Origin of the sequence: Rhodococcus sp. ZPP (genome assembly GCF_017656075.1) — a bacterium.
In the GTDB taxonomy this organism is placed as follows: domain Bacteria; phylum Actinomycetota; class Actinomycetes; order Mycobacteriales; family Mycobacteriaceae; genus Rhodococcus_F; species Rhodococcus_F oxybenzonivorans.
Genome location: NZ_CP058638.1, coordinates 727,539 through 745,706 on the forward strand (window position 1 = coordinate 727,539; position 18,168 = coordinate 745,706).

Consider the following 18,168-nt stretch of genomic DNA (forward strand, 5'->3'; position numbering starts at 1 on the left):
CAGCGCCCGAGAGGGTCGACCCGCGGCGGCTACTTGGTGCTGGTCTTCACGAAGGGCGGAGACACGACCTCCGCCCGCAACGCGCGTCCGCGCACATCCACGTCGACAGCGTCACCGGCCGCGACACCGGCATCCGAATCGAGCAGAGCGAGGGCGATACCGACCTTGAGTGTGGGCGAGAAGGTGCCCGACGTCGTCTCACCGATCGGCTCACCGCCGCGGAGGACGTTCTGCCCGGCGCGCAGAACCCCGCGGTCGAGCGCCTTGATGCCCCACAGCTTGCGGGCGGGTCCGGCGGCCTTCTCGTCGGCCAAGGTTTCCTTGCCCCAGAACTTCGGCTTGTTCCACCCGATCGCCCAGCCGCACCGCGCCTCGAGCGGAGAAATTTCCAAGGACAACTCGTGACCGTGCAGCGGGTATCCCATTTCGGTCCGCAAGGTGTCGCGGGCGCCGAGTCCCGCGACCTGACCACCGCGGGTCCGAACCTGCTCGACCGCGGCCCGGAACAATTTCTCGCTGTCCTCCCAGCGGGGCAGGACTTCGAATCCGATTTCGCCGGTGTACCCGCTACGGCACACCCGTACGGGCACGCCTTCCCAGGTGGCGTCCGCGAAGCCCATGTACTCGATGTCGGTCGGCAGGCCCAGCGCGGCGAGCACTTCCGGCGACTTCGGCCCCTGAACTGCGATGACACCGAAATCGCGGTGGCAGTTGTCGACGGTGACACCTTCGGGCGCCTTGGCCGCCAGCGCCGCAACCACGTCAGCGGTGTTGGCGGCGTTGGGGACGAGAAACACTTCTTCGGCGCTCACGTAGTAGGCGATCAAGTCGTCGATCACTCCGCCGGAGGGTGTACAGCAGAGCGTGTACTGCGCCTTACCGGGGCCGATCTTGTCCAGATCGTTGGTGAACGCGGAGTTGACGAAAGCTGCAGCTCCCTTGCCGCGCACGAGAGCCTTGCCCAGATGACTGACGTCGAACACGCCCACCGATTCCCGCACGGCAGTGTGCTCGGCGACGACCCCCGAATACGACACGGGCATCTCCCATCCACCGAAGGGCGCGAACGTGGCCCCGAGTTCGACGTGAACGGCGTGAATCGGCCCTTGCGAGAGTTGCTCCTCGGTCATGGCCTCAAACCTATCGGACCCTGCAGCACCCCGCGTCGGTGACGGCACACGCGCACTACCATCGGGACGAGCGCCGGACCGGCCCGGCACGACCCGACACCCGAACTGCTTCAGGAGACACCGTGAGCACTCGCACAGCTCGACCCCTCGGACCACAACTCGCCCTTGCAGGCACTGTCGGCAAGCGGGTGGACGTGCTGGTGATCGGGCTGACGTCCACGTCGAACGGCCCCGAGATCGCGCTGGGCGACGGCATCGTCGACGAATCGGTCCTCGCCGGACTCCTCGACAGTTTCGTCGCGGTCGGAGCCAAGGGCAAGGCGGAGGAGACCACGCGTATCCCCGCTCCCGACACGCTTCCGGTCGACAGCGTCCTCGCGGTCGGCCTCGGTGCGGCCGACAAGCTCGACGCGGAGCAGATCCGCCGGTCCGCGGGGGCGGCGGCCCGCTCACTCGGCGGTGTCGATACCGTCGCCACCACCCTGTCGTCGTTGGATCTCGGCGCCGCGGCCGAGGGTTTCGCGCTCGGCGCGTACCGATTCACGGAGTTCAAGTCGGTGAAATCCGCGCCCGGGCCGGAGGCACAGCCGGTCTCGCGGGTCGAGCTTCTCGTGTCGTCCCCCCGCGCGAAGGAAGCGAAGGAGACGCTGGCCAGGTCGGCCGCGATCGCCGAGGCCGTCGCCACCGCACGCGAATTCGTCAACACTCCCCCGAGCCACCTGTTTCCGGCCGAATTCGCCGAGCGCGCAAAGGCTCTCGGCACAGAGGCCGGGTTGAAGGTCGAGATCCTCGACGAGAAGGCCTTGGAGAAGAACGGTTTCGGCGGGATCCTCGGCGTGGGCAAGGGGTCGTCGCGCCTTCCTCGGCTGGTCCGGCTGAGCTACTCGTCGAAGAAGCGGAACGCTCCCAAGGTCGCGCTCGTCGGCAAGGGCGTCACGTTCGACACGGGCGGCATCTCGATCAAGCCTGCTGCGGGTATGGAGAACATGACCTCCGACATGGGCGGCGCAGCAGCGGTCGTCGCCACGGTTGTCCTCGCGGCGAAACTCGGACTGCCCGTCGACGTCATCGCCACCGTGCCGATGGCCGAGAACATGCCCTCGTCCACCGCCCAGCGTCCCGGTGACGTGCTGACCCAGTACGGCGGGACAACGGTGGAGGTCATCAACACCGATGCCGAAGGGCGCCTGATTCTCGCCGACGCCATCGTCCGCGCCTGCGAGGACGACCCCGATTACCTCATCGACACCGCAACTCTCACCGGCGCGCAGGTGGTCGCGCTGGGCACTCGCACACCCGGCGTGATGGGCACCGACGAATTCCGGGACCGTGTCGCGTCGATCTCGCAGGCGATCGGCGAGAACGCCTGGGCGATGCCGCTCCCGGCGGAGCTGCGTGCGGACCTGGATTCGAAGGTCGCCGACCTCGCCAACGTCACCAATCACCGCTGGGGCGGCATGCTGGCCGCGGGGCTGTACCTCAAAGAGTTCGTCGCCGACGGCGTCCAGTGGGCACACATCGACGTGGCCGGACCGGCCTACAACTCGTCGGGCCCGTGGGGGTACACCGGGCGTGGCGGGACCGGAGTCCCGGTGCGCACCATGATTTCGGTGATCGAGGACATCGCAGCCAACGGCTAGGCGCTCCGCGCTCGTGAGTGGTTGACGAGTCCGAGGACTCGTCAACCACTCACGGGCGGCGAAGCCGCCTACAGGTCGCGTTCCCGCTCGCGTCGGCGTTCGATGCGCCGCCGCGCGTCGTGGTCGCGCATGCGCTGCGGGTAACCGGTCTTGCGGACGTCGTAGACGGGGATCTGCAGATCTTCGCCGAGCTTGCGGGCGCCCCGTTCGCCGCCGACGCGGCGCCGGGTCCATTCCCCGTCGGCGGCGACCAAGACCACGGTGACCTCGGTCACCGTGGTTTGCGGTTCCACATAGGCCTCGACGCCGAGGTGGGTTCGCGCCCAGTTCGCCAGATAGGAAGCGTCCTCGGGCGATGCCTGGGATCGGCGGCCCGGTCGTGGCCGCGAGAAACGGTCGAACAACCCCACGTCGGGCCTCCTCCGGAGCGTGCGCCGGTCGGTGCCGGCGCGGTTCCCCCAGTTTGCCAGGCAACTTCCGCTCGGTGCCGCGATCGGAAACTACTCGCCGGTAGGGCGAACGTCGCGACACACCCGAGCCGACGTGGGGGAACCCTCGACGGACGCGCGCCTCCGATCAATGGAAAGATGTGGAGCGCCGACACAGCGAGTGGGTGACGACGAATCGGAATTACCTGCGAGTAGCCGCAAGATATGTGCATCTCGAGCACAATGGTTCACGACCACAAGTCGACAAAATTCAACAACCCGAACACAACTGTCGAGGAGTCAAAAGACATGGCCTTCTCCGTCCAGATGCCAGCGCTTGGTGAGAGTGTCACCGAGGGAACTGTCACGCGATGGCTCAAGCAGGAAGGAGACACGGTCGAAGTTGACGAACCCTTGCTCGAAGTCTCCACGGACAAGGTGGACACGGAGATCCCGTCCCCCGTGGCCGGCGTGCTCAGCAAAATCGTCGCTCAGGAAGACGACACCGTGGAAATCGGTGGGGAGCTTGCCGTGATCGGTGACGACGGTGAAGCGCCGTCGTCCGACTCCGCACCCGAGCCTGCCGCGGAAGAGCCGGCCGAAGAGCCGGCCGCGGAACCCGCTCGGGAGGAACCGGCCGCCGAATCCGCACCGGCTTCGTCCGGCAACGGAAGCTCCGACGGCACCCCGGTGACGATGCCCGAACTGGGCGAGTCGGTCACCGAAGGCACCGTGACCCGGTGGCTCAAGGCCGTCGGCGACGAGGTTGCCGTCGACGAGCCGCTCGTCGAGGTCTCGACCGACAAGGTCGATACCGAAATTCCGTCGCCCGTGGCCGGCACCCTCCTCGAGATCAGCGCGCAGGAAGACGACACGGTGTCGGTCGGCGGTCAGCTCGCCGTCATCGGATCCGGCGCTCCCGCCGCGAAGCCTGCTGCGGCACCCGAGCCGACCCCGGAGCCCGCGAAGGCAGAGCCGAAGCCCGAACCCGCGAAGGCGGAGCCGAAGCCCGAACCCAAGCCTGAGCCCGCGAAGGCGGAGCCCGCCAAGAGCGCACCGGCACCCTCGGCCGCGACGTCGGCACCCGCTGCACCGTCCGGCGACAGCACCCCGTACGTCACTCCCCTCGTCCGCAAGCTCGCCGCGGACAACGGCGTCGACCTGTCCTCGATCACTGGCACCGGCGTCGGTGGACGCATCCGCAAGCAGGACGTCCTCGCGGCCGCGGAGGCCAAGAAGGCTCCCGCTGCAGCACCGGCATCGGCCCCCGCGGCGGCCGCCTCGGCACCGGCGCCCACCTCGGCCGGAGTCCGCCCGGAGCTGGCCCACCTGCGCGGAACCACGCAGAAGGCCAACCGTATTCGCCAGATCACGGCGACGAAGACGCGGGAGTCGCTGCAGACCACGGCGCAGCTCACCCAGACCTTCGAGGTGGATGTCACCAGGATCGCCGCACTGCGTGCGCGGGCCAAGAACACCTTCCTCGAGCGCGAGGGCGTCAAGCTCACGTTCCTCCCGTTCTTCGCGAAGGCTGTCGTCGAGGCGTTGAAGTCGCACCCGAACGTCAACGCCAGCTACGACGAGGCGAACAAGCAGATCACCTACTACGACGCCGAGCACCTGGGCATCGCGGTCGACACCGAGCAGGGCCTGCTCTCCCCGGTGATCCACAACGCCGGTGACCTGTCGCTCGCCGGGCTGGCCCGCGCCATCGCCGACATCGCCAAGCGCGCCCGGTCCGGTGGCCTCAAGCCCGACGAACTGTCGGGTGGCACGTTCACCATCACGAACATCGGTAGCCAGGGCGCCCTGTTCGACACCCCGATCCTCGTGCCCCCGCAGGCGGCGATGCTCGGTACCGGCGCGATCGTCAAGCGCCCGGTCGTCGTGACGGACGAGTCCGGCAGCGAATCCATCGGCGTCCGCTCGATGTGCTACCTGCCGCTCACGTACGACCACCGCTTGGTGGACGGCGCCGATGCCGGACGCTTCCTGACCACGGTCAAGCATCGCCTGGAGGAGGCTTCGTTCGAGGCTGATCTCGGCCTGTAGTTCGCGGAGCACACCGAGTCGGTACGGTTCGGATTCGCGCAGGGGCACCATTCATTCGGGAATGGTGCCCCTGCCTTGTGAAGGAGGCTGTTGCACATGCGCGTTGTCATCGCCGGCTCCTCGGGGCTGATCGGAACTGCACTTGTCTCGTCTCTACGCGGCGACGGCCACGACGTCGTCCGGCTGGTGCGGCGGGCGACGGCCGGACCCGACGAATCTCGGTGGGATCCGCAGAAGGATCGGCTCGATACGCCGATCCTCGCCGACGCCGACGCGGTCGTGAATCTGTGTGGTGTCGGCATCGGTGACAAACGATGGACCGGGGCGTACAAACAGCTGATCCGGGACAGCCGCATTGCGGCCACCGACGTCCTGGCCGAGGCGGTTGCGGAGGCTCGCGTCCCCGCGTTCGTCAGCGCCAGCGCTGTCGGCTACTACGGCGACACGGGCAATACCGTCGTCGACGAGAGCTCGCCGTCGGGTATCGGGTTCCTCGCCGACACCTGTCGCGACTGGGAGGCGGCCGCAGCTCCTGCGGTCGCGTCGAACGTCCGGACGGTTCTGATTCGCAGCGGGATCGTCCTCTCACCGCGGGGTGGGCTGCTCGGCAAGCTGCGGCGGCTGTATTCGATCGGCCTCGGTGGACGCCTCGGGGACGGCCGCCAGTACCTGTCATGGATTTCGCTGGAGGACGAGGTGGATGCCATCAAGTTCCTCCTCACCCGCGACGACGTCGACGGGCCGGTCGATCTCACCGGGCCCGCACCCGTGACCAATGCCGAGTTCAATAGTGCGGTGGCGCGGACCCTGCACCGTCCGGCGCCCTGGATCGTCCCGGGTTTCGCCTTGAACGCACTGGTCGGCGAGTTCGCGAGAGAAGGCATCCTGGCGGGCCAGCGCGCCATCCCCACCGTTCTGGAGGCGTGCGGCTTCTCTTTTCGCCACAACACGATCGGTGAGGCACTCGATGCCTGCCTCGTGCGGTGAAGGAGGTCACGTCCGCGCGAAGTCGAGCCGGGCGTAATCTCTAGCACATGAGCAGCGTGCCACTTTCCGCCCGTTTCAGTCGCGACCCGATCACCGTCGAGAATCTCGGCCTGATCGATTACGTCGATGCGTGGAATCGTCAGCGTGAGCTCGCTGCCCAACGCGCGGAGGACATCGGCGCCGATACGCTGCTGCTCCTCGAGCACCCGCCCGTGTACACCGCCGGGCGTCGGACGCAACCCGAGGACCTGCCGAGCGACGGCACGCCCGTGATCGACGTCGACCGCGGCGGGAAAATCACCTGGCACGGCCCCGGCCAGCTCGTCGGCTACCCGATCCTGAAGCTCGCCGAACCCGTAGACGTCGTGAAGTATGTGCGCCGCCTCGAGCAGGCACTGATCACCGTCTGCACCGACCTCGGCCTGGCCTGCGGCCGGGTGGAGGGCCGTTCCGGAGTGTGGCTGGCTGCCTCCCTGACCGACGGGCAGTGGCTGCCGGAGCGCAAGGTCGCAGCCATCGGCGTCCGAGTGCAGCGGGGCGTCGCTTTGCACGGCTTCTCGCTGAACTGCAACTCTGTTCTCACGGGTTTCGACAACATCATTCCCTGCGGCCTCCGCGACGCCGGGGTCACCACGCTTTCGCACGAACTCGGCCGCGACGTGACGGTCGACGAGGTCACTCCCGCCGTGACCGAGGCGGTCCTGGCCGCACTCGACGGCACTCTGCCGATCACCGATCACGACATCGAACGGGTCGAGTTCGACGCTGCCGCGGCCGCCCAGCGCTCTTCGTCGGCTCCCACCTTCACTACTGTTCAGTACGGCTGACCGGCGTCCCCGGCCCGCCGGGTACCTCGGGCCGGGCGTACCATCGTCTGCGTGACTGTGGCCCCAGAAGGACGCAAATTGCTCCGCCTCGAGATCCGAAACGCGGAGACCCCGATCGAACGTAAACCGAACTGGATCAAGACGAGAGCGAAGATGGGCCCGGAATATTCCGAGCTCAAAAGCCTCGTCAAACGCGAGGGCCTGCACACCGTCTGCGAAGAAGCCGGCTGCCCCAACATCTACGAATGCTGGGAAGACCGCGAGGCCACCTTCCTCATCGGCGGCGAGCAATGCACCCGCCGTTGCGACTTCTGCCAGATCGACACCGGCAAACCCGACGACCTCGACCGCGACGAACCACGCCGCGTCGCCGAGTCCGTCCAGGCCATGGGCCTGCGCTACTCGACCATCACCGGTGTCGCCCGCGACGACCTCCCCGACGGCGGCGCCTGGCTCTACGCGGAAACCGTGCGGCTGATCCACCAACTCAACCCCGGCACCGGCGTCGAACTGCTGATCCCGGATTTCAACGCCAAACCCGAGCAACTCGCCGAGGTGTTCTCCGCCCGCCCCGAGGTCCTCGCGCACAACGTCGAGACCGTCCCCCGCATCTTCAAGCGCATCCGCCCGGCCTTCCGCTACCAGCGCAGCCTCGACGTGATCACCGCCGCCCGCGAGGACGGACTCGTCACCAAGTCCAACCTGATCCTGGGAATGGGCGAAACCCCCGACGAGGTCACCCAGGCGTTGCACGACCTGCACGACGCCGGCTGCGACATCATCACCATCACCCAGTACCTGCGTCCCTCGCCGCGGCATCACCCCGTCGAGCGGTGGGTCAAGCCCGAGGAATTCGTGGCGCACTCCACCACCGCCGAAGAGATCGGCTTCGCCGGCGTGATGGCCGGACCACTGGTCCGCTCCTCCTACCGGGCCGGCCGACTGTACGCGCAGGCGATGGCCCACCACGGCCGTGAACTGCCCGCGGGGCAAGCACATCTCGCGGAGGGCGGCAGTGCGTCGCAGGAGGCGAGCTCCCTCATGGCCAGGCTCGCGCGGTAACGCGAACCGGCGACGTCGACCAACACCGGACGGGTCATCGGTCCCGAGTGCTGGGGACGTATCCTGAACAGCATGGCGAACGGCAGTAAATCTGGTAAAGCGGGCAAACCCGGCAAGGAAGCGAAAGCAGCCGCCAAGGCAGCTCGCAGGCAGGCATCGAAGGAGCGTAGAACCCAGCTCTGGCAGGCCTTCCAGATGCAGCGCAAGGACGACAAGCTGCTGCTGCCGCTCATGCTCGGGACCCTGGTCGGACTCGCGGTGGTGTTCTTCCTCGTCGGTCTGATCTGGGGCATCCAGTGGCTTCTGCTGCCCATCGGTCTCCTGCTCGGCGTCCTCGGAGCGTTCATCATCTTCGGGCGGCGTGTGCAAAAGACGGTGTATGGAAAAGCCGAAGGGCAGGCGGGCGCCGCGGCGTGGGCGCTCGACAACATGCAGGGCGCCTGGCGAGTGACCAGCGCAGTCGCAGGTACCACTCAGCTCGATGCCGTGCACCGCGTGATCGGACGTCCCGGCGTCATCCTCGTCGCCGAGGGATCACCGCAGCGGGTCAAATCGCTACTCGCGCAGGAGAAGAAGAAGACCGCTCGACTCGTCGGTGACACGCCGATCTACGACATCGTCATCGGCAACGACGAGGGGCAGGTACCGCTCTCGCAGCTGCAGAAGTACCTCAACAAGCTTCCGAAGAACATCGACACCAAGCGCATGGACGCTATCGAGTCGCGTCTCGCGGCGTTGAGCAGCCGGAGCGGCGGTGCCGCACTACCCAAGGGCCCCATGCCGGGCGGCGCCAAGATGCGCGGGGTGCAGCGCACCATCCGTCGTCGCTGAGATCGCCTCTGTCACCACCAGCCCGATGCCGGGCCGATGCAGCTCGACTGCATCGGCCCGGCATCGGCGTTTTCGTCGAGGTCGAGGTCAACGTGTGCGCACGAGGGCGGTGCCGGTGGCGCGGTCCTGCATGCCACGGCCGTCGACATCGGTGATGGTGCCCGGCACGACGAAGACGAGCAGGGCCTGGCGCACCAGCGCGCGGACGAAGCCGACACGCACGGGGCCGTCCACCCGCGCCACCCGTATTCCCAGGCACAACTGCCCGGGAGTAAAAGAGAACAAGGTGACGGCGGCGATCCCGACGACGAACCACACGAGCAACGTGACACTCGACAACGGGCCTTCGAGCGGATTGTCTCCGATGATCAGCGCGGCCACGCCCGCCGACGACACCCAGTCGATCATGAGGGCCGCGAGACGGCGGCCGGTGCCGACGAGCGCGCCGGGCCCGTCCGCCGGCAACCCGAGGCGTTCACCTCGATGGGACTGTTGCGCCTCGTCTGCCCCGTTCGGCAGGGCAGCCGAGGGTCCGGAGAGCCAGGAGCCGGTGATACGTGCCATGCTGTCCAGGATAGGCGTCGCCGCTCGGGGCACCTCACACTGGCGTTCGGGCCTGTGTGCGCAGTCACAACCGGCCGCAAAAGCCCAGGACGTTGCGACGCGTAACATGCCGGAAACAAAAGGTTGACCAGCGGGCAACACCAGGTCCATACCGTCTGGCACGACGAATTCGCCAATATCTACTTGGCTGAAGCGACTTAAGGAGCACAAGCGTGGCGTTCACCACGGCCGAAGAGGTCATCAAGTTCATCGCGGACGAGAACGTCGAGTACGTCGACATTCGGTTCAGTGACCTTCCCGGCGTCCAGCAGCACTTCTCGATCCCGGCCTCTGCGTTCACCCAGGATGTCTTCGAGGACGGCCTCGCGTTCGACGGTTCGTCCGTCCGCGGCTTCCAGTCGATCCACGAGTCGGACATGATGCTCCTCCCCGACGTCGCTACCGCGCAGATCGACCCCTTCCGTGCCGCCAAGACACTGAACGTGAACTTCTTCGTCCACGACCCGTTCACGCGTGAGTCCTACAGTCGCGACCCCCGTAACGTCGCCCGCAAGGCTGAGGAGTACCTGAAGTCGACGGGCATCGCCGACACGGCGTTCTTCGGCGCCGAGGCCGAGTTCTACATCTTCGACTCGATCCGTTACGACTCGCAGATGAACGGCTCCTTCTACGAGATCGACTCCGTCTCCGCATCCTGGAACACGGGCGCCGAACTCAACGCCGACGGCAGCCCCAACCTGGGCTACAAGGTCCGTCCCAAGGGTGGCTATTTCCCCGTCGCACCGTACGACCACTACGTCGACCTGCGCGACGAGATCTCGACCAACCTGCAGAACGCGGGCTTCGAGCTCGAGCGCGGTCACCACGAGGTGGGCACCGCCGGTCAGGCCGAGATCAACTACAAGTTCAACACGCTGCTCGCAGCCGCAGACGACCTCCAGCTGTTCAAGTACATCGTGAAGAACACCGCGTGGAAGCACGGCAAGTCCGCCACCTTTATGCCGAAGCCGCTGTTCGGCGACAACGGCTCGGGCATGCACGTCCACCAGTCGCTGTGGAAGGACGGCAAGCCGCTGTTCCACGACGAGGCCGGCTATGCGGGTCTGTCCGACATGGCACGCCACTACATCGGCGGCATCCTGCATCACGCTCCGTCGCTGCTCGCGTTCACCAACCCGACCGTCAACTCGTACCACCGCCTGGTGCCGGGCTACGAAGCCCCCATCAACCTGGTGTACAGCCAGCGCAACCGCTCGGCAGCCGTGCGTATCCCGATCACCGGCAACAACCCGAAGGCCAAGCGCCTCGAGTTCCGTGCCCCCGACTCCTCGGGTAACCCCTACCTGAACTTCGCGGCGCAGATGATGGCCGGCCTGGACGGCATCAAGAACAAGATCGAGCCGCAGGCTCCGGTCGACAAGGACCTCTACGAGCTCCCGCCGGAGGAGGCCCGCAACATCCCGCAGGCCCCCACCAGCCTGTCGGCAGTGATCGACCGCCTCGAGGCGGACCACGACTACCTCACCGAGGGTGGCGTGTTCACCTCCGACCTGATCGAGACCTGGATCTCGCTCAAGCGTGAGCAGGAGATCGCTCCGGTCAACCTGCGGCCGCACCCCTACGAGTTCCAGCTGTACTACGACGTGTAAGTCGTAGGTTCCCGCGTTCGCGCGGATCGTTTCTCCGACGAGCCCATCCGTGGTCTCGGCTGCCTGCAGCCGATTTCCGCGGATGGGCTCGTTCGTCTCTCCTGTGGCACACCTGTTTCACTCCAGGCGACTCGGGTAACCGCCACACCAGGCGTTCCAGTGTTCCGGACCATTGGATCGTCCAGGCGGCGCCGGTTCAGAAGTCGAGGCGGCGCCGCCGCCTCACCCTTCCTGCAGCGTGTGAAGCATCTCCTCGGCGATGACGCGCAGCTTGATGTTGCGGTTCTTCGACTCGGTGACCAGAACCTGGAACGCCTCATCGGCGGAGACCCGGCGGGCCGCCATGATGGCACCCTTCGCCTGCTCGATCACCGCACGCGACTTCATCGCCGTCGCCAGTTGCTCACCACGCCTGCGCGCCTCCTCGAGTCGCGAGGCGCCGTCGAGGGCGTATCGGACGGCAACGAGAAGCAGGTTGAGGACGGCGGCATCGGCCCTGGTGAAACCGTGTGCGTCCCGGCCGTATACGTTCAGTGCGCCGAGGTACTTTCCCTCGAGCAGTATCGGCGCGGACAGGTAGCTCGCGACACCTAAGCGTCGGGCGCTGTGTGCGAACGACGGCCATCGCCGTGTCGCTTCTTCGGAATCGGCCCGCGTGATCGTCTGCGTACGGGCAGCTTCGAGGCACGGCCCGTCGCCGGCGTCGTACTGGACACGATCCACGTCGACGACCACGCGGTCGGTGGCGGCTCTCGTCGTGGCGTCTCCGTTGTCCAGAAGGACTGTGACGCCCGCCAGGTGGGCGCCCGGCACCAGGGCGAGGGCCTCCCTGCTGACTTCTTCGAGGAATCGGTCCGTTCCCCCCGCCGAGTCCAGTTCGGAGTACACGCTGTGGATCGCATCCTTCAGCGCGTCGAACTGGTGATCAGCGAGTCCGTTCCCACTCACTCCGCTCATCGTGCACCTTCCGTGATTCTCCGACCCTCCTTTATTCGTCACCGCGGCGGCCGTGGATGGGAGGACTTCCGAGAAGTACAGGAATCTCCTCGCCGCCACCGAGACCGGCGATATGATCCGGACATCCGGCCGCACGCTGTCCTGGCCGAACCGATGGGGGGTGAACGCGGTGCCTCGCTCCGCCCGCGATCCGGCGCAATCGCCGGTATCGATCATCTTCCGACGCAGGATCGACGACGCCAGTTTCGACGAGTACCTGCGCTGGGAGCACCACTCGGCCGAAATCCTGTCGGGTCGTCCAGGATTCATCGATCAAGACATCATCCCGCCGTCACCGCCCGTGCAGGACGACTGGGTAACGGTCCAGCGGTTCACCACGATCGACGACGCCAGAGCATGGCTGGACAGTGCCGAACGGACTACCCTCGTCGCGGAGATCAAGCACGCATTCATCGGCAACGAGGACGTCCACCTACTCACCGGTGAACAGACTGCCGCGCAGGCTGCGTCGTCGGTGGTCATCTCCTGCCGCATCGATCCGGAGGACGAGTCCGCCTTCATGGATTGGCAGCGTCGGATTTCCGCCGCCGAGGCCCGGTTCACGGGCTTTCGCGGGCACAAGGTGGAGCGGCCTGTCCGCGGCGTCACCGACGATTGGACGATCGTTCTCAGCTTCGACACCGAAGAGAATCTCGAGCGATGGATGAACTCGGCGGAGCGCGCCGAACTTCTCGAACAGGGGGCGCGCTTCAATCAGGACCTTCGAGTCCGCAGGGCCAGTTACGGTTTCGACTTCTGGTTTCGCGGGGCGAAAGGCGAACAGTCCGCGGAGGTTCCGGTTGCGCGGAGCAACCTTCTGGTACTCCTCGTCTTGTATCCGATGGTGGTGATCTGGGGCCACTTCGTCAGTGCACCGCTCATCGAGGCTCGCGGTGTCCCCGTTGCCGTAGCGCTGTTCATCGGCAATGTCGTCACCACCCAGATCTTGGGGTGGTGGGCGGTTCCGGCCGCGTTCAAGGCGTTCGGATGGTGGATGGACCCGGCGATTTCTCCTCGCCGGCGCAATATCGGATACGCCGTGATGATCGCATTGTTCGGTGTCTCGATCGCCGTGTCCACCCTGCTTTTCGCCATTCCCACCACCTGATGTTCCGGGGAAGTGAGCGCCGAGCTCGTCCAGGTGAGGGTCGGGATCGTGAGTAGGGCCCGCACACTCGCTCAGGTGTACCGAGACTTCGGTGAGGTCGATGCCGCCCCGACATCGCCGCTGTACCATCGCATCGCCGTCGCCCTGAGCGAGTCCGCCGAAGCGCTGCGCGCGATCGAGGCCGCGCCGGCGCGCAAGCGGCATCCCACGGTCATTCTCGCCGCGCTCCACGACCTCGCGCTCGCCGGACGCGCCCCCGCGCTCGCCGCCGCCTATGCCGCCGCGGACCGCGACGCTGCCGCCGGCGCGGCGGTCGAGACGCTGGTGCACATGACCGACTCTGTGGTGGCCACCGCCGTGCGCCGGCCGATGCGGGCCGACCAGACCGGTCGCTGCACTGTGCTGTATCCCGCCATCGCCGAGGCTGCGCGCCGCGTGGGTGCGGAGAGGATTGCGCTGATCGACGTGGGCTGTTCGGCCGGGTTCGATCTCACCGTCGATCGCGTCGGCATCACCTACAGCAACGGACAATTCCTGGGCGACCCGTCATCTCCGGTACAGCTGTCGTCCTCGATCGTGGGAGATCGCCCCCTCCCGACGCGGGCGATGCCCGAGGTTGTCGCCCGGGTGGGCATCGACCTCGATCCGGTCGACGTGACCGACGCGGACGAAGCCCGCTGGTTACGCGCCTGCGTGTGGCCGGACCAGCCGGAGCGGGTCGCCAGACTCGATGCGGAGATTGCGTTGGCGGCGACGGAACCTCCGCTGCTGCTCCGAGGTGACGCCGTCGAGGTTCTGCCCGATGCCTTCGCCCGTGTGCCCGCCGACGCCCTGCCCGTCGTGACCACGACGTGGGCGCTGTCGCGCTTGCCCCTCGAAAGCCGCCTGCGCTTCCTGCACCGCCTCGATAACGCAGCTGCCGGCCGGGCGGTGGCGTGGGTATCGGCGGAGGGAGTCGGGGTCGCGCCGTCCATACCGACGCTCGGCGATCGCCGCGCCTCCGGCCACAGCATCATCGGGCTGGTGGTGTTCGACGCGTCCACTCTGCGCGCCGAGGCCATTGGCCGCTGCTGGTCGCGGGGCCGCTTGCTGTCCTGGCTGACCGGCTCCTGATCTTCTGTCCGAGTGAGCGAGTGTCCTGCCGAGATCGACGATCACCGCCCCGACTGACCGTGTACAACCCGCCGAAAATTCGCATTTGCCTGCGTACAGGGCCGGCGCATAGCACTGTGAAATATCTCGGAACAGGTTCGACGGGTGAAAGGTGTCGCACAGTGGACATCGCGCAGCTGTGGGATTTCGTCTCTGCGCGGAAGCAGCAACTGCTCACGGATTCCTATCTGCACGTCAGTGCTGTGGTGCAATCGGTGGTCATCGCCACGGTCGTCGCGGTGGTCGTCGGCATCGTCGTGTATCGCAGTCCGGCGGGCTCGGCCATCGCCACAGCGCTCGCGAGCACCATCCTCACCGTCCCGTCGTTCGCCCTGCTCGGCCTCCTGATCCCCATCCTGGGTCTCGGTGTGGCTCCCACCGTGACGGCCCTGGTCCTGTACGCCCTGTTGCCGATCATCCGGAACACGATCCTCGGTCTGTCGTCGGTGGACCCGGCGGTGACGGACGCGGCACGAGGTGTCGGTATGAGCCGGATCGCAGTTCTGAGCCGGATCGAGCTGCCGCTCGCATGGCCGTCGATCCTCACCGGCATGCGGGTGAGCACCCAGATGTCGATGGGAATTCTCGCCATTGCGGCGTACGCCAAGGGCCCCGGACTGGGCAACCTCATCTTCTCCGGACTGTCCCGGGTGGGAAGCCCCACCGCAGTCCCGCAGGCCCTCACGGGCACCGTTCTGATCGTGCTTCTCGCTCTCGTGCTCGACGGTCTTTTCGTGGTCGTCGGGCGACTCACCACTTCCAGGGGGATCCGTGACTGAACTCGACACAGCACGCACCGGCGCCGACACCGTCTCAGGCGTCGAGATCGTCCTCGAAAATGTCGTCAAGAACTATCCCGGCCAGAGCCGACCGGCCGTCGACAACGTCTCGATGCGCATCCCGGCGGGCGAGATCGTCGTATTCGTCGGCCCGTCCGGCTGCGGCAAGACCACGACCATGAGGATGATCAACCGCCTCATCGAACCAACGTCGGGCAAGATCACGATCGGCGGAAACAATGCGCTGTCCATCGATCCCGACAGGTTGCGACGGGGCATCGGTTACTCGATACAGCAGGCCGGGCTCTTCCCGCATCTGACCATCGCCAAGAACGTCGCCACCGTGCCGGGGCTGATTGGGTGGGACAAGAAAAAGATCGCCCAGCGCACCGACGACATGCTCGACCTGGTGGGGCTCGACCCGGACGTCTACCGGGACCGCTATCCCCGGCAGCTGTCGGGTGGGCAGCAGCAGCGGGTCGGGGTGGCCCGGGCCCTGGCCGCCGATCCCCCGGTCCTGCTCATGGACGAGCCGTTCGGCGCGGTGGATCCGATTACGCGCGGACTGCTGCAGGACGAACTGATGCGACTGCAGTCGGATCTGGGCAAGACCATCGTCTTCGTCACCCACGACTTCAACGAGGCCGTGAAACTCGGCGACCGCATCGCCGTTCTCGGGGATCAGTCGCACATCATGCAGTACGACACCCCGGATGCCATTCTCGCGAGTCCCGCGAACGACATGGTGGCCGGCTTCGTCGGCGCGAACGCGTCGCTCAAACAGTTGACGCTGACCCGGGTCCGGGACGTGCCGCTCCTCGACTGCCCCACCGCGTATGCCGTCGGTTCGGTCGACGAGCTGCGGGCGGCCATCACACCACGCAAGATCAAGTGGGGTCTGATCCTCGACGCACGTGATCGCCCCATCCGCTGGGTGTCCCTCGGCCACCTGGCTCACGCCACCTCATTGCAGGACGTCGGTGACCCGATCGAGGAGGTCGTCTCCACCCAGTCCACGCTCCAGGATGCGCTCGAGGCGTTGCTCGCCGAAAGCAGCGCCTCGACCGTCGTCACCGGCCGGCGGGGCGAATACGAAGGTCTCATCAGTATCGACACGCTGGTGAACCACCTCTCCGCGATGCGGGAGGAGCACGGGCCGAACAGCGAGAACGGGGAAACGAGCGTAGCGGGTCCGCCGTCATGACCACCGCCGTTGTCGCACAAGACATCCCCGCCGCCCGCCGGTCCGAACGTGCCCGGTTGCTGGTCCAACCCGTGATCGTGCTCGTACTCGTGGCCGGGGTCCTCGGGTGGGCATTCAACCGCGAACTCACGGCCACTCAGAAGGGCAGTCTCAACGCCGCGAACATCGCCACCCTGACGTGGCAGCATGTGCTGATCACGGTCGTGGTCGTCACCATCGTCGTCGCCATCGCTGTTCCCCTGGGAATCCTTCTGACGCGCCCCGGTTTCACCAGGCTGGCACCAGTCTTCATCGGTATCGCCAACATCGGTCAGGCCGCGCCGGCGATCGGGCTACTCGTGCTGCTGTTCCTGGCCACCAGCACCACCGGGTTCTGGATCGGCGTTCTGCCCATAGCGTTCTATTCGCTGCTTCCTGTGCTTCGCAACACCATGCTCGGTCTGCAGCAGGTCGACCCCGCCGTCATCGACGCCGGGCGCGGGCAGGGAATGACGGCACGCCTGGTGTTGCAGAAAGTCGAATTGCCACTGGCCGTTCCGTACATCCTGGCCGGGTTGCGCACCTCGCTCGTCCTCGCCGTCGGCACCGCGACCCTTAGTTTCCTCGTCAGCGCCGGCGGTCTCGGCATCCTCATCGACACCGGATACAAGCTGCGCGACAACGTCACACTGGTCGTCGGCGCGGTGCTCGCGGTCGCGCTCGCGCTTCTGGTCGACTGGTGCGGTGCGCTAGCCGAGGAGTTCCTGGGCCCGAAGGGACTGCGCTGATGACCCTGCGACGAGGATTCCGGCGCACTCTTGCTGCAACGGCGTTGGCGTGCAGTGTCACACTCCTGGCCGGCTGCGGTCTCGAATCCGGTGGCGCGTTGCCGCTGTCCGTACTCCCCGGCAGTATCGCGCCGGTCCCCGAACTCGAGGGTGTGAAGATCACCGTCGGGTCCAAGGATTTCACCGAGCAGGTGATCCTCGGGTACATCATCGAATTCGCGCTCAGCGCCGCAGGCGCCGACGTGCGCGATCTCACCAACATCCAGGGATCGAACAGCACCCGGGACGCGCAGTTGGACGGGCAGATCGACGTCACCTACGAGTACACGGGAACCGGCTGGATCAACTATCTGGGCAACGAGATTCCTGTGCCCGACCCCGTCGCGCAATTCGAGGCCGTGCGGGACCAAGACCTCGAACGCAATGCCATGGTGTGGGTGGAGCCCGCACCCATGAACAACACGTATGCCCTGGCGATGAACAGGCAGACCGCCGAGCAGACCGGCATCACCACTTTGTCGCAGTACGCAGACCTGGTCAACCGCGACCCTGCGGCCGCCACCACGTGCGTCGAGACCGAGTTCAATGTGCGACAGGACGGCTTCCCCGGGCTGGCCGCCACCTACGGCTTCGATCCCGCGCGAGCGAACCGGCAGATCCTGCAGACCGGCATCATCTATCAAGCCACCGCGGACGGCACACAATGCAAGTTCGGTGAGGTGTTCACCACCGACGGGCGCATCATCGCGCTCGATCTGGTCCTTCTCGCGGACGACCGGCAGTTCTTCCCGAAGTACAACCCTGCCATCACGATGCGTAAGGACTTCGCCGATGCCCACCCACAGGTGGCGGACGTCATGGCGCCCATCTCGGACGCCCTGACCAACGAGGAGGTCACCGAGATGAACCGGCTCGTCGACGTTGAAGGACAGGAACCGGCGGACGTGGCTCGTGACTGGCTGGCGAACAAGGGATTTGTGACACTCCCCTGA

The 18,168-nt window shown here is 66.5% G+C and carries 17 protein-coding genes; 13 read left to right on the forward strand and 4 right to left on the reverse strand.

All coding sequences use genetic code 11. From position 1 onward, the window contains the following. Window positions 1-29: 29 nt before the first annotated feature. Window positions 30-1,130: a glycine cleavage system aminomethyltransferase GcvT gene (gene gcvT, locus HYG77_RS03370; protein WP_109329175.1), complete on the reverse strand. Its 1,101-nt coding sequence runs from the start codon at window positions 1,128-1,130 to the stop codon at window positions 30-32. A 122-nt stretch (window positions 1,131-1,252) separates the two neighbouring features. Between gcvT and HYG77_RS03375 the strand changes: the two genes are divergently transcribed. Further along, window positions 1,253-2,770 (forward strand): leucyl aminopeptidase, encoded by a 1,518-nt coding sequence (locus tag HYG77_RS03375; protein ID WP_109329173.1) that lies wholly within the window; start codon window positions 1,253-1,255, stop codon window positions 2,768-2,770. 68 nt (window positions 2,771-2,838) lie between these two features. Here the strand turns inward: HYG77_RS03375 and HYG77_RS03380 are convergent, their stop codons facing one another. Then, complete coding sequence (locus tag HYG77_RS03380) at window positions 2,839-3,180, reverse strand: oxidoreductase (protein WP_109329171.1); 342 nt, start codon at window positions 3,178-3,180, stop codon at window positions 2,839-2,841. 327 nt (window positions 3,181-3,507) lie between these two features. On the opposite strand from HYG77_RS03380, the gene sucB reads away from it, so the two are divergent. From sucB to HYG77_RS03405, 5 genes are all read left to right on the forward strand, one after another. Continuing rightward, window positions 3,508-5,250, forward strand: coding sequence for a 2-oxoglutarate dehydrogenase, E2 component, dihydrolipoamide succinyltransferase (gene sucB / locus HYG77_RS03385; RefSeq protein WP_208961837.1), 1,743 nt, complete (start codon window positions 3,508-3,510; stop codon window positions 5,248-5,250). Between the two features lie 96 nt (window positions 5,251-5,346). Next, window positions 5,347-6,237, forward strand: a complete 891-nt coding sequence (locus tag HYG77_RS03390) for a TIGR01777 family oxidoreductase (RefSeq protein ID WP_208961838.1) — start codon at window positions 5,347-5,349, stop codon at window positions 6,235-6,237. Window positions 6,238-6,284: 47 nt separating this feature from the next. Further along, window positions 6,285-7,064 (forward strand): lipoyl(octanoyl) transferase LipB, encoded by a 780-nt coding sequence (gene lipB, locus HYG77_RS03395; protein WP_208961839.1) that lies wholly within the window; start codon window positions 6,285-6,287, stop codon window positions 7,062-7,064. Window positions 7,065-7,115: 51 nt separating this feature from the next. Next, a complete protein-coding gene (gene lipA, locus HYG77_RS03400) occupies window positions 7,116-8,126 on the forward strand; it encodes a lipoyl synthase (protein ID WP_208961840.1) in 1,011 nt (336 codons plus the stop codon). 72 nt (window positions 8,127-8,198) lie between these two features. Then, a complete protein-coding gene (locus HYG77_RS03405) occupies window positions 8,199-8,957 on the forward strand; it encodes a DUF4191 domain-containing protein (protein WP_109329163.1) in 759 nt (252 codons plus the stop codon). Window positions 8,958-9,044: 87 nt separating this feature from the next. Here HYG77_RS03405 and HYG77_RS03410 read toward each other — a convergent pair whose 3' ends face one another. Beyond that, window positions 9,045-9,521: an RDD family protein gene (locus HYG77_RS03410; protein ID WP_109329161.1), complete on the reverse strand. Its 477-nt coding sequence runs from the start codon at window positions 9,519-9,521 to the stop codon at window positions 9,045-9,047. A 212-nt stretch (window positions 9,522-9,733) separates the two neighbouring features. Here HYG77_RS03410 and glnA point away from each other — a divergent pair, with 212 nt between their 5' ends. Further along, window positions 9,734-11,170, forward strand: a complete 1,437-nt coding sequence (gene glnA, locus HYG77_RS03415) for a type I glutamate--ammonia ligase (protein ID WP_109329159.1) — start codon at window positions 9,734-9,736, stop codon at window positions 11,168-11,170. 222 nt (window positions 11,171-11,392) lie between these two features. Here the strand turns inward: glnA and HYG77_RS03420 are convergent, their stop codons facing one another. Next, window positions 11,393-12,127: a GAF and ANTAR domain-containing protein gene (locus tag HYG77_RS03420; protein ID WP_208961841.1), complete on the reverse strand. Its 735-nt coding sequence runs from the start codon at window positions 12,125-12,127 to the stop codon at window positions 11,393-11,395. Window positions 12,128-12,287: 160 nt separating this feature from the next. Here HYG77_RS03420 and HYG77_RS03425 point away from each other — a divergent pair, with 160 nt between their 5' ends. The 6 genes from HYG77_RS03425 (at window position 12,288) to HYG77_RS03450 (ending at window position 18,168) form a co-directional block, all read left to right on the forward strand. After that, complete coding sequence (locus HYG77_RS03425) at window positions 12,288-13,274, forward strand: antibiotic biosynthesis monooxygenase (protein ID WP_244373443.1); 987 nt, start codon at window positions 12,288-12,290, stop codon at window positions 13,272-13,274. Between the two features lie 48 nt (window positions 13,275-13,322). After that, window positions 13,323-14,387, forward strand: a complete 1,065-nt coding sequence (locus tag HYG77_RS03430; protein ID WP_208961842.1) for a DUF2332 domain-containing protein — start codon at window positions 13,323-13,325, stop codon at window positions 14,385-14,387. A 167-nt stretch (window positions 14,388-14,554) separates the two neighbouring features. Continuing rightward, window positions 14,555-15,205, forward strand: coding sequence for an ABC transporter permease subunit (locus HYG77_RS03435; protein ID WP_204164959.1), 651 nt, complete (start codon window positions 14,555-14,557; stop codon window positions 15,203-15,205). Then, window positions 15,198-16,409, forward strand: a complete 1,212-nt coding sequence (locus tag HYG77_RS03440; protein ID WP_208961843.1) for an ATP-binding cassette domain-containing protein — start codon at window positions 15,198-15,200, stop codon at window positions 16,407-16,409. Before HYG77_RS03435 ends, HYG77_RS03440 begins: the two co-directional genes overlap by 8 nt. Then, window positions 16,406-17,176, forward strand: coding sequence for an ABC transporter permease (locus HYG77_RS03445; RefSeq protein ID WP_109329149.1), 771 nt, complete (start codon window positions 16,406-16,408; stop codon window positions 17,174-17,176). The genes HYG77_RS03440 and HYG77_RS03445 overlap by 4 nt, the downstream gene beginning before the upstream one ends. After that, on the forward strand, window positions 17,176-18,168 hold the full coding sequence (locus HYG77_RS03450; protein ID WP_208961844.1) for a glycine betaine ABC transporter substrate-binding protein: 993 nt from the start codon (window positions 17,176-17,178) through the stop codon (window positions 18,166-18,168). Before HYG77_RS03445 ends, HYG77_RS03450 begins: the two co-directional genes overlap by 1 nt.

Excerpts from the sequence above, each read along its gene's own strand:
- gcvT (WP_109329175.1), bottom strand. The coding sequence starts at position 1,130 with ATGACCGAGGAGCAACTCTCGCAAGGGCCGATTCACGCCGTTCACGTC.
- sucB (WP_208961837.1), top strand. The coding sequence starts at position 3,508 with ATGGCCTTCTCCGTCCAGATGCCAGCGCTTGGTGAGAGTGTCACCGAG.
- HYG77_RS03390 (WP_208961838.1), top strand. The coding sequence starts at position 5,347 with ATGCGCGTTGTCATCGCCGGCTCCTCGGGGCTGATCGGAACTGCACTT.
- lipB (WP_208961839.1), top strand. The coding sequence starts at position 6,285 with ATGAGCAGCGTGCCACTTTCCGCCCGTTTCAGTCGCGACCCGATCACC.
- HYG77_RS03405 (WP_109329163.1), top strand. The coding sequence starts at position 8,199 with ATGGCGAACGGCAGTAAATCTGGTAAAGCGGGCAAACCCGGCAAGGAA.
- HYG77_RS03410 (WP_109329161.1), bottom strand. The coding sequence starts at position 9,521 with ATGGCACGTATCACCGGCTCCTGGCTCTCCGGACCCTCGGCTGCCCTG.
- HYG77_RS03420 (WP_208961841.1), bottom strand. The coding sequence starts at position 12,127 with ATGAGCGGAGTGAGTGGGAACGGACTCGCTGATCACCAGTTCGACGCG.
- HYG77_RS03445 (WP_109329149.1), top strand. The coding sequence starts at position 16,406 with ATGACCACCGCCGTTGTCGCACAAGACATCCCCGCCGCCCGCCGGTCC.
- HYG77_RS03450 (WP_208961844.1), top strand. The coding sequence starts at position 17,176 with ATGACCCTGCGACGAGGATTCCGGCGCACTCTTGCTGCAACGGCGTTG.